The 10,722-nt window shown below is 63.6% G+C and carries 10 protein-coding genes and 1 pseudogene; 4 read left to right on the top strand and 7 right to left on the bottom strand.

The features are described from left to right. Both EOA24_RS14805 and EOA24_RS14800 read right to left on the bottom strand, forming a co-directional pair. Positions 1-310 (bottom strand): annotated as a pseudogene (locus EOA24_RS14805) (ABC transporter permease); the annotation flags it as partial. After that, positions 307-1,224, bottom strand: coding sequence for an ABC transporter permease (locus tag EOA24_RS14800; protein ID WP_127256827.1), 918 nt, complete (start codon positions 1,222-1,224; stop codon positions 307-309). The pseudogene EOA24_RS14805 and the gene EOA24_RS14800, both read right to left, overlap by 4 nt. 387 nt (positions 1,225-1,611) lie before the next feature. Between EOA24_RS14800 and EOA24_RS14795 the strand changes: the two genes are divergently transcribed. Further along, complete coding sequence (locus tag EOA24_RS14795; protein ID WP_126080898.1) at positions 1,612-3,030, top strand: aminotransferase; 1,419 nt, start codon at positions 1,612-1,614, stop codon at positions 3,028-3,030. A gap of 40 nt (positions 3,031-3,070) precedes the next feature. Here the strand turns inward: EOA24_RS14795 and EOA24_RS14790 are convergent, their stop codons facing one another. Beyond that, entirely contained in the window at positions 3,071-4,273 is a 1,203-nt protein-coding gene (locus tag EOA24_RS14790; RefSeq protein ID WP_127409882.1) for an aromatic ring-hydroxylating dioxygenase subunit alpha, read from the bottom strand. Positions 4,274-4,750: 477 nt separating this feature from the next. On the opposite strand from EOA24_RS14790, the gene EOA24_RS14785 reads away from it, so the two are divergent. Further along, on the top strand, positions 4,751-5,161 hold the full coding sequence (locus tag EOA24_RS14785) for a hypothetical protein (protein WP_126080900.1): 411 nt from the start codon (positions 4,751-4,753) through the stop codon (positions 5,159-5,161). Positions 5,162-5,430: 269 nt separating this feature from the next. Here the strand turns inward: EOA24_RS14785 and EOA24_RS14780 are convergent, their stop codons facing one another. Next, positions 5,431-7,539 carry a sensor histidine kinase gene (locus tag EOA24_RS14780; protein WP_245466914.1) on the bottom strand — a complete coding sequence of 703 codons (2,109 nt, stop codon included), beginning with the start codon at positions 7,537-7,539 and terminating at the stop codon, positions 5,431-5,433. Between the two features lie 153 nt (positions 7,540-7,692). Further along, positions 7,693-8,421 (bottom strand): response regulator transcription factor, encoded by a 729-nt coding sequence (locus tag EOA24_RS14775; RefSeq protein WP_245466915.1) that lies wholly within the window; start codon positions 8,419-8,421, stop codon positions 7,693-7,695. Between the two features lie 93 nt (positions 8,422-8,514). Here EOA24_RS14775 and EOA24_RS14770 point away from each other — a divergent pair, with 93 nt between their 5' ends. Further along, positions 8,515-9,216 carry a response regulator transcription factor gene (locus EOA24_RS14770; protein WP_126064136.1) on the top strand — a complete coding sequence of 234 codons (702 nt, stop codon included), beginning with the start codon at positions 8,515-8,517 and terminating at the stop codon, positions 9,214-9,216. Positions 9,217-9,288: 72 nt separating this feature from the next. Here EOA24_RS14770 and EOA24_RS14765 read toward each other — a convergent pair whose 3' ends face one another. Together EOA24_RS14765 and EOA24_RS14760 are read right to left on the bottom strand one after the other, a co-directional pair. Continuing rightward, positions 9,289-9,453, bottom strand: a complete 165-nt coding sequence (locus EOA24_RS14765; protein ID WP_108702949.1) for a hypothetical protein — start codon at positions 9,451-9,453, stop codon at positions 9,289-9,291. Between the two features lie 33 nt (positions 9,454-9,486). Beyond that, positions 9,487-9,819 carry a hypothetical protein gene (locus tag EOA24_RS14760; RefSeq protein WP_126064138.1) on the bottom strand — a complete coding sequence of 111 codons (333 nt, stop codon included), beginning with the start codon at positions 9,817-9,819 and terminating at the stop codon, positions 9,487-9,489. Positions 9,820-10,171: 352 nt separating this feature from the next. Here EOA24_RS14760 and EOA24_RS14755 point away from each other — a divergent pair, with 352 nt between their 5' ends. Next, complete coding sequence (locus EOA24_RS14755) at positions 10,172-10,627, top strand: L,D-transpeptidase (RefSeq protein WP_126080901.1); 456 nt, start codon at positions 10,172-10,174, stop codon at positions 10,625-10,627. Positions 10,628-10,722 lie beyond the last annotated feature (95 nt).

Genomic DNA, 10,722 nt, shown 5'->3' with positions numbered 1-10,722 from the left:
CGTTGATGGCGCGGCGGCCGGGGTAGCGATAGCGGGTGATCGAGCGGGCGGCGAGGATGCCGAGCACCGTCGACAGGATCGAGGCGGAGACGCCGACGATCAGGCTGTTCCAGGTCGCGTCGATCAGCGCCGGCGTTTTCGGCAGGTCCTCGTACCAGTGCAGCGTGACGCCAGAGAGCGGGAATTTCGGTGTCGCCGCCGTGTTGATCGAGAAGATCGGCAGGAAGATCACCGGCAGATAGAGGAACAGGACGTAGAGCGTGGCGTAGCTCGACAGCCATCCCGGCCGGAAACGTCTTGTTGCCGTCATCGCGCCAACCTTTGTAAAGCGCGAATGATCAGCACCGTGGCGCCGGCCATCAGCGAGACGATGACCATCGTGGTGACCGAGAGCGCAGCACCCAGCGGCCAGTTCGACGCCTTGCCGAACTGCGCCTGGATGGCGTTGGCGATCATGACGCCGTCCTTGCCGCCGACCAGCTTCGGCGTGACATAGTCGCCGACGGTCGGGATCATCACGATCAGCGCCGCCGAGATGACGCCGGGCGCCGACAGCGGCAGGGTGACGCGCAGGAAGGAGCGCAGCGGCCCGTCGCCGAGATCGGTCGCCGCTTCGACCAGCGTGCGGTCGACCTTCTCCAGCGAAACGAAGATCGGCAGGATGGCGAAGGTCGCCCAGGCATGGGTGAGCGTGATGATGACGGCGGTGGAATTGTAGAGCAGCGCGTCCGACGGCTCGCTGATGATGCCAAGGCCCATCAGGCCGGAATTCAACACGCCATTGTAGCCAAGGATCACCTTCCACGACATCACGCGCAGCAGGTAGCTCGTCCAGAACGGGATGGTGATGAGGAACAGCCACAGGCTTTTGTGGCGGCCGCCATGGAAGGAAATGAAATAGGCGATCGGGTAGGCGAGCGCCACCGTCAACAGGCTGACCGTCAGCGAGATGTAGAGCGAGCGCCAGAGCAGGTCGCGGTAGATCGGCTCGGTCAGCGCGATCCGGTAGTTCTCCAGGGTGAAGGTGTGGTCGATGGTGAGATAGTTCTGCGTCCAGAAGGAATGGGCGATAACGACCAGGATCGGCAGGACGAGAAGAATAAGGGCGTAGACAAAGGTGGGACTGATCAGGGCAAAGCCCTGGACGGCTTCCGACTGCAGAAGGGGATTTCGTCTGGCCCCCGCCATGCGCAACGGGGGCGACCCTTCCGCGGCAACCGTCATTGCAGCGCTCCGGGCGTGATTTCGGTAGCTGGCTCGGACTGTCCCGCCATTCGGCCTTCCCATTCGCTAGGATAACGTTCCGCTAGATCGTTATCCTGGCCTAACTCCTCGTTGAGCATGATCTTATCCGAAAACCGGTTCCCACTTTTCGGGATCATGCCTTGGCGCCGGCCGCCTGTTCCCGATTTATGCTTGGAGCGCGATCGCTCCTAGCTTGCCAGCTTTCTTTCATCATGAGCGCATCCGCCGATTGAAATCAAGCGCTATTTCTGCGATATTGATTGAACGGATATTCAAAATATAGCGACAGAAAGCCGAGTTTCCATGGTCTTCCGCGTCGTTCGATGTTCGGTAAGAATTCGGCAACTCTGGCGATGCGAGGCGAAGATGGCGGCTCAAAGCAAGATCAAGGCAAGCGAACTGATCGGGCCTGGCGATGACGATGCGGTCGAGCTTGCCAAGCGCCATCTCGTCCAGCCCTGGCCCTATGCCGGCTCGGTCGGCGCCGAGGCGCGCACGCTGATCGGCGAGGGCGACGGCATCTACATCACCGACGCCTCCGGCAAGCGGCTGATCGACGGCCCGGCCGGCATGTGGTGCATCAATGTCGGGCACCGCCGCGAGGAGCTGGCCAAGGTCATGTACGACCAGGCGATGGCGCTCTCCTACAACACCCCGTGGTACACTATGAACGCGCCATCGGCTGAGCTTGCCCGCCGCATCGCCGATGCGGCGCCCGGCGACCTCAGCCACACCTTCTTCACCACCGGCGGATCATCGGCGGTGGAGACGGCGCTGCGCTTCATGCAGTTCTGCAACAATGTGCGCGGACGGCCGGAGAAGAAGCTGATCCTCAGCCGTGGCGGCGCCTATCACGGTTCGACCTATCTCTCGGCCTCGCTCAACGGTCGTCCGCGCGATCACGACTGGATGGACGGCGCAAGCGATCTGGTGATCAAGCTTTCCTCGCCCGATCCGTTCCGCCGGCCCAAAGGCATGAGCGTTGCCGCCTTCACCGACTTCCTGGTTGATCAGTTCCGCGACACGATCGCGCGCGTCGGCGCCGACCGCATCGGCGCTTTTGTCGGCGAGCCGGTGCAGGCCTCGGGCGGCGTCGTCGTGCCGCCGGACGGGTATCTGAAGCGCATCCGCCAGATCTGCCGCGAGAACGATATCCTCTATGTCTCGGACGAGGTGGTGACCGGCTTCGGCCGGCTCGGCCATGTCTTCGCCTCCGGCGATGTGTTCGGCATCGATCCGGACATGATCACCTTCGCCAAGGGGATCACGTCGGGCTATTTCCCGCTCGGCGGCGTCATCATGTCCGAGCGGCTGCTGGAAGAGCTGCGCCGCTCCAACCATCCCGACGCATTGTTCGGTCATGGCCTCACCTACACGAGCCATCCGATCGGCTGCGCGGTGGCGCTGAAGAATCTCGACCTGCTGGAAGAGGGCGTGCTTCAGCACACCCGCGAGATCGCGCCCTATTTCCAGGCGCAGTTGAAGACGCTTGAAGAGCTGCCGCTGGTCGGCGAGGTGCGCGGCGTCGGCCTCATGGCTTGCGTCGAATGCGTGGCCGATCGCGAAAGCAAGGATCCGCTGCAACTCGACAAGAATGTCGGCAAACGCATCGACGCGCATTGCCACGAGCTCGGCCTTCTGGTGCGGCCGCTGATCAACATGTGCGTGATGTCGCCGCCGCTGATCATCACCAGGGAGCAGGTCGACGACATGGTGGCGATCCTGCGCGAAGGGATTTCGCGGACTATGGATGATTTGCGGAAGGAAGGCGTCTGGCGGGGGTAAAGTCTTTCCTTCTCCCCGCTTTACGGGGAGAAGGAAGAGCTCATCCCCTCGACCGCAGCGCGTCGTTCAGTCCCCACATGTCCTTTTCCTCGGGCGCCGTCTCCAGGTTCAGCACCGGGACCTGCCTGCGCAGATGGTCGTGGTGGGTGCGCACGCCGTACTCCAAATCCGACAAGTAGAAGCCTTCAAAAGCCTCCGACAGCATGGATTCGTTCGACCACACCGAAAGCTGCACGTCCTCGTTCATGGTGTCGCGGTCGATGCGGTACGCAAGGTAGCGCGCCGCCGCCTGTTCGCGGGTCTCGTCCTTGTGGCGGTAGATGGCGCCGCGCAGCAGCGTCTCGCCGGTCGACAGCGGGAACTCCTGATAGAATTGGACGGATTCCGGCATGATCGACAGCGCGTTGTTGGGGAAGATGCCGTAATAGATCCAGGCCTTGCGCAGATGCTCCGGCAGATGCGTGGCCTCGGGCGCGAGCTTGATGTATTCGCGCACGCTCCAGCGCCGGCCGGCATGTGGATTGTAGGTGGCGAAGGAGCGCGACACGCCATTGATGAAAGGCTCGTCGAAATAGGTGGCGCCGTAGAGGTCCTGCAGCGCCGGATGCGCCATGGCGACGTGATAGCCTTCATTGTCGACGTCGCGCACCGACTTCCAGTTGACCGGCGATTTCTGGGTCCAGATGCCCCAGGACGGCACCATGTCGGCGACGTTGTAATGCGCCATCTCGGCTTCGATCGGCTTGAGCAGCTCGGCCACCGAGGGCTGCGGGCCGCCCTTGCGGAAGCGGATGAAGATGAACCCCATCCAGATTTCGAGGTCGAGCGGCATCAGGCCGAACTCGGTCTTGTCGAGCTCGGGGAAGGAGCGCGGACGGGCAGCGCCGCGCAGCGTGCCGTCGAGATTGTAGACCCAGCCGTGGAACGGGCAGACCAGCGCGTTCTTGCAGCTGCCCTGGCTGTCGGCTACGACGCGGCTGCCGCGGTGGCGGCACATGTTGTTGAAGGCGCGCACGACGCCGTCCTTGCCGCGCACGATCAGCGCGCGTTCGCCGATGACGTCCATGGTCAAATAGTCGCCCGGTTTCGGCACGTCGGAGACATGGCCGGCGATCTGCCAGTGATTGCGAAAGACATATTCCTTCTCGAGCTCGAGAGGGGCGTTGGAATGGTAGCTCCCCCCCGGCAAACCCCGCCGGTCCCAATCGTTGGGGATCGCCACGTCACGGAGGTGCGGGTTCATCGGAATGCTCTTCTTTTTGTTGAATACTCATTCAATATAGACATATTTTCCATTGAAATGCAACGGCTTGTAGGAATATGGAAATGCCAAGGCTGTAAGTTCGACCTCGTCTGGGCCGGAAAAATCCCGTAGAATCCGGGCCTTAATCGAGGAAGCGGAACGGCGGTTGCGAGCGCCGGTGCCCGCGTCGGAAAGGGCATGTTTCGATTGATGCCGAGCTGCGGCAGACGACAGCGACGCGCTCGATACAAGCATTGCTGTGTGAGGCTGTTTACAGTCGGGCAGGCGCGACAGGCGCATAGCTGCGCCAACCAGCTTCGATAGTCGGTCGAATGGTTGCCGTGGATCGGAAGGCCGCACCGCTCAGCGTCTGTTTCAATCCTGTTACACAGGCAATCGCCGCCAATCATCCGACTGTTACGTGGTGCGACTAAGTTCGTTTCACAGCAAAAAGAAAGATAACGAAGGGAACACCCTATGTTTGCGAAAGTTCATGCCGCCGATACCAATCGCCGCCAGCATGGCCCGGAGCGCAATGACCGCCGGCCGAAACTTGCGCTGCGCCAGCGCGCCAGCGACCATCCGATGGCGATGTTCATGCTGATCGGCGCCTGCGCCTTCGTCGGCATGCTGGCCGCGCCCGCCTCCGGTCCGGCCTTCGCTTCGATCAACCCGCCGGCCAATGTCGTTGAAGGCGCGCAGACCACGCTCAAGACCGCCCGCCTGCCGGAATCTGCGATCGACTTTGCCTGTAAGGGCCAGAACTGGGGCGCCGAGAGCGTCGAGTGCCTGCGCGCCATCGCCGAGCAGTCCGGCCAGCACCGTGAGCGCGCTGTGCGCATGATCGCCAACGCCGCCCCGGTCACCAACACGCCGAACATTTTTTAAGACCTCCCCAGAGCGCTCCCTCCTGCGCTCAAGTCAGGCTCCCGCCGCTGAAGTCGGTCGGGAGCCTCTTTTTTGGGGTCTGCCCATATTCAGGTGAGGCCGGCCTGCGAAGGGTGGCCTCCTGCGCTTCCGGTGCTCACGTACTTTAAGTACGCTCCGCTCCGGTTCTCGGAAGCCACCCTTCTCGGCTCGGCCTGACCTGAATCTGAACAGACCCCGCGCAGGCGCCAAGTCGGAATTCGGCCGCGCGCCTTTCCAGGTTAGCCCGCTCAGATATGGGAGCCATTGTCGGCCGCGGCTGCGGCCTCGTCGGCTACCGCCGACAGGATGCCGCGGACGTCGAGCGTCGAGAAGGGCTTTTCCAGAATGTGCGGGCGCTGCGGCGGCGGCAGCGCTTCGATCTCCGCCTTGGCGCCGATGAGGTCGCCGGTCACCAGCACGAAGCGCTTGGCCAAAGCGGGCTGCTGCGAGAGCAGCTCGCGGTAGATCGCGATGCCGCTAGTGCCCGGCATGCGCAGGTCGGAAAAGACGATGTCCGGCGGCATATGGCCCGTGAGCACGTCGGCGGCGGAGGTCCAGCTTGCCACCACGCGCGACTTGAGCCCCATCAGCTCCAGTATATCCGAAAGCGAGCCCGCGACGTCGGGCTCGTCGTCGATGATCAACGCATGGCGCAACCCGCTCGAGCGCGCCGGCCCTTCACCCGCGCTTGCGGCACCGCCGGCAATCGCCGGCAATTGCACGACGAAGCGCGCGCCGGTCGGTTGCACTTCCTCGAACCAGATGTTGCCGTTGTGGCGCTCGACGATCGACTTCGAGATCGACAGGCCGATGCCGGTGCCAACCCCGACCGGCTTGGTGGTGAAATAGGATTCGAAGATTCGCGCGCGGATCGCCTCGGGAATGCCCGGGCCGTTGTCCTCGACGGAGAAGCCCGGATTGCCGTGCTCGTTGCGGAATGTCCGCACCTTGATGATCCGCTCGCCGGTGATGCCGGCCAGCGCATGCTGGCTGTTGATGAGGAAGTTCGCCGCCACCTGGGTGATATGGTCGGCGTCGGCCATGGCAAGCAGCGGCCCGGTGGCGAAATCGGTGTCGATGATGATGCCGCTGGAGCGGGCACCATAGGCGGTGACTTCGAGCGCCGAGCGCATCACCTGGTTGAGATCGGTCTCGGCCTGCTCGGTCGGGTGCAGCCGCACCATCGACAGGAAGCTCTTGACGATGCGGCCGCAGCGCTCGGCGGCCGCGCGCACCTTCTCGGCGCGCACCTTGGTCTGCGGATCGCCGGCGAATTCGTGCAGCAGCGTCGACTGCGCCACCACCACTGCCAGCGGGTTGTTGAGCTCGTGCGAGACCCCGGCGAGCAGCGAGCCCATCGCCGCCATCTTCTCGTTCTGGTGCAGCTTCTCGCGCTGGCGGTTGATCTCCTCCTCGGCCTGCAGCTTTTCGCGCAGGTCGCGGATCGAGCCGAAGATCAGGCGGCGGTCGGCAACGCGCATCTCCGTCGCCGTCAGCTCGATCGGGAAAATCTCGCCGGCTGCGTTCTGGGTGACGGTCTCCAGGCGCTGGCCGACCATCGGCGCGCCGCGGCCCGCCATGTATTCGGCACCCGAGGCGTAGCCCTTGCGGTAATATATCGGAACGATGGTATCGAGCAGGTCCTTGCCGAGGATGGAGCTGCGCTGGAAGCCGAACATCTTCTCGGCGGCCGGATTGAACTCGATGATCGAGCCCGTCTCGTCGATGACGATGATGGCGTCTAGGGAGGCCTGCAGCATGGTGCGGCGGATCACCTCGCTGGCATGCGCCTCGGATGGCGAGCGCTCGATGGCGTCGCCGATGGCCAGAGCGATGATGTGCAGCGTCGCCTCTTCCTCATCCGTCCATTCGCGCTCGGCGACGCAGTCGTTGACCGCCAGCGTGCCCCAGAGGTGGCCATGCGCGAAAACGGAGACGGACAGGAACGACTTGATGCTCTGCTTCTCGAAGTCGTCCCGCAGGAAACCGTCCAAGTTGCGTGTGTGGCCGGAGAAGATCTTGCCCTGCCGCTCGTCTTCCTGCAGGCGCTCCAGCAAGGTATCCGAGTTGATGATCGACTGCATTATCACCGTGGGCGAGGCCAGGTCGCCGCCGGAGTCGGGGTCGATCCAGTAGGCGGCGACCGACTGGGCGAAACCTTCGCCCGGCAATTCACGCAGCCGGAAGAGAATGCCGCGCTGGCAATCCATCTTGCGGCACACCGTCTCCAGTATGCCGTCCATCTCGCGCTGCCAGTCGCCCGCCTCGCGCAGGCGGCGCACGACATGCACGGCCGCCATCGCTGCGCCGCCCGGGCGCGAGGCATGCGTATCGGTGCGTGCTGCATCGGCAGTCATGGTAAATTCCAGGCCCGGACGTCGGTCGTTCAGAGCACCCTTCGTTCCCGCGGAAACGGCGAACCGCTCTATCGCTTTGTTTTGACGCAATTCCGGACGGAAGGCTACGGCGAAACCGCCGAGCCTACCACTCACACTTTTCCTGGAATTGCTTTAGTTGGCGTCGCCATTCGGCAGCGAGAAGATATAGCCTTCGCCGCGCACCGTGCGCAGGAATTTCGGATTGGCTGGGTCGGCCTCGATCTTCTTTCGCAGCCGCATGATGCGGATGTCGACCGCGCGTGACGATTCCGGGTCCTCGACGAAGCCGATGGCTTCCGAAATCGCCGCGCGCGTCAGGAGGCGGTTGGCGCGGGTGAGGAAAACCTCGAGCACGTCGAATTCGCTCTTGGCCATCTCGATCACCGCGCCATTGGCGGCGGTGACCAGGCGACCGTCGAAATCGGCCTGAAAGCCGCCGAAATTCATGAAACGCCGATTGCCGGTCTCGGCCTTTGCGGCTTGCGGCTCGGCCGGCTGCGGCACGCGGCGCAAAACGCTGCGCACCCGCGCCAGCACCTCGCGCAATTCGTACGGCTTGACGATGTAATCGTCGGCGCCGAGCTCCAGCCCGACGATGCGGTCGAGCGCGGTGCCGGCTGCGGTGGCATAGATGATGCCGATCGGCGTCTTCGAGCGCAGCCAGCGGCCGAGCGACAGCCCGTCCTCACCGGGCATGGCGATGTCGAGGATGGCAAGGTGAAAGGGCTGCGTTTCGAACAGCGCGCGCGCCGCCACGGCATTCTCGGCCGTCACGACGTCATAGCCGCTGGCGCCGAGATACTCAGCCACGGCCTCCCTCAGATCCGGTTCGTCCTCGACGACGATGATGCGTGCCTTCACGACGCGCTCGCTCCCGCTTTCAGCGGAAAGTAGATTGGGTATAAACATGATGTCCAGCACTCATCTCGAGTTGTCTGTGGCGGGGGGGAGAAAATGGCCGCACGATCCGTCATTGCGCTTGTGTCCGTCGCCGAGGTGGTGGCGGGCGATCTCGCCGACCATCTCGAGCGGCGTGGGCACGACGTGCGCCAGGCGCGCCAGCCCTGGGAGGCGGAGACGCTGCTTTCGGCCGGCGGTATCGATGTCGTGGTGGTCGGCGACGAGGTCACCCAGGCCGAGAGCCGCGAACTGCTCAAGCGCTACAGCAGCCAGGGCGCGGGTGGCGAGGGCGGCCCCGATTTCATCCTGATCTGCCGGCCGCGCGACCTTGTCGACAAGGTGCTGGCGCTCGAGCTCGGCGCCGCCGATGTGGTCGAAAGCCCGCTCAACGTGCGCGAGCTTGCCGCGCGCATCGGCGGCCTGCTGATGAGACGCGGCAGGGCCGCCGGGGAGCTGATCGTGCTGGAGAACGCCACTGTCGACCTGCGATCGGCCATGGTCATGCATCGCTCGGGTGCGGAGGATCAGCTTTCCCCGGGGCAGGTGGCGTTGCTGAAGCTGTTCCTGGCGAGCCCGCGCAAGGTGCTGACCCGCGACGACATCATTGCCGCGGCCCCGGCCGAGAATGCTGACGCTTTCGACCGTTCGATCGATTCGCGCATCGTGCGGCTGCGCCGAAAGCTCGACACCGAGACCATCATCACCATCCGCGGCGCCGGCTATCGTTTCGATCCACCAGCCTCGCGCAACGAGTGAATTCGGGTCGACGAGTCTATCAAGCATCGGATTCCCCAAAGCGGTGGTCATCTTGGGTCCGGCGCCTGGCGCTCAGCGCACCACAATGATCGAGGGGCCGGATAAAATGTCGGCGCCGGCGGTTGTCTCGGCGTGGGCGCGCTCCTTGAGCAGCACCGTCGCCAGCGCGGCAAAGCCGAGCAGGCCCTGCGCGTAAAGCAGCGCGGAAAGCACGGAGGCGGCAAATTTCGTCTTCATGTCCCTATCCTCAATCTCGATGTCGTCGGTGCTTCAGGAAACTCCCGAAGCGCCCGCGCCGCTGACGGAGCCCCCCGCTGCGGCGCGGGCCTTCGGTCCTCTCGGCAGCAAGTAGCCGGAGGGGCCGCGCGTCCTCAGCAGCCGGAGGCCGACCCGCCAGAGGGCCTTCAGCCGGTGGACGCGCAGGCTGGAGACAATCCAGACCGTGGCGATGAACAGAGCCATGTGCAGTGTCGAAACCTCGCCGGACGTCATCGCCGCCAGCGCCGTCACCGGGCTGCCGGCCACAGAGCCTGCGCCGCCGAGCGCGATTGCCGCGACGCTGATCCTGAGAAGCCAGGAGCGGAGTTTCGATTTCCTGCCCATTTTCGTTTGCAGTTGTCTGTTCCCGTTGCGTCAAATCTGCCGCCGGCCTGTATCCAGATCATGCCGCCGTGGCTGCACTTTGTTGCAGTTTGGTTTCGAGCCGGGCGTAAGTGTTTAATATTGGAAATGAAATGAACTTTCGTTTCCGGGACTAAGCTCATTGTGTAGCGCCGACCTGCCGCGCCCCGGAAGAGGTGCGATGTAATGGCTGGCCGGAGCTTCTTGTTAACTTATGGAAACGAATTCGAAACAGAAACGAGCATCAAGCGAAATAGCTCGGAAACGGACGAGCACGATAAGAGCCCATCGAAATTGAAGCCGGACACAACGGCAAAAAACAGAGGGATCCGTCATGCATACCGCCATTTCCGCCAAGCTCATCCATGTCGCCGCCGCCGCGCTCACCGGTGCCGCGCTGCTCTTCGGCGCCGGCAATGCCGCTCACGCCAACCAGATCGTCGCCAAGGTCTCGCTGTCGCAGCAGATCATGGAAGTCACCGTCGACGGTCGCCCGACCTACACCTGGAAGGTCTCGACCGGCGCGAGGGGGCACATCACGCCGACCGGTTCGTTCAAGCCGACGCGCATGCATGAGATGTGGTACTCGAAGAAATACGACAACGCGCCGATGCCGCATTCGGTGTTCTTCAGCGGCGGCTACGCCGTCCACGCCACCTACGCCATTAGCCGTCTCGGCCGTCCCGCTTCGCATGGTTGCGTGCGGCTGCATCCCGACGCGGCAGCCGACTTCTATCAGCTCGTCGAGGCCTTCGGCCCCGCCAACACCAGCATCGTCATCGTCAAGTAAAAGGCTGGGTTAGGGTAGCAGGCCGGTTGCCGCCTTCGGCGTACTTTGTGAGACGCAATTCCGGACGGAAAGCCGTTACACACTTTTCCTGGAAT

It is taken from the genome of Mesorhizobium sp. M2A.F.Ca.ET.039.01.1.1 (assembly GCF_003998035.1).
Classification (GTDB): Bacteria; Pseudomonadota; Alphaproteobacteria; order Rhizobiales; family Rhizobiaceae; genus Mesorhizobium.
Note: the sequence above shows the minus strand (reverse complement) of the source record. Positions and strands in the feature narration are given on the sequence as shown.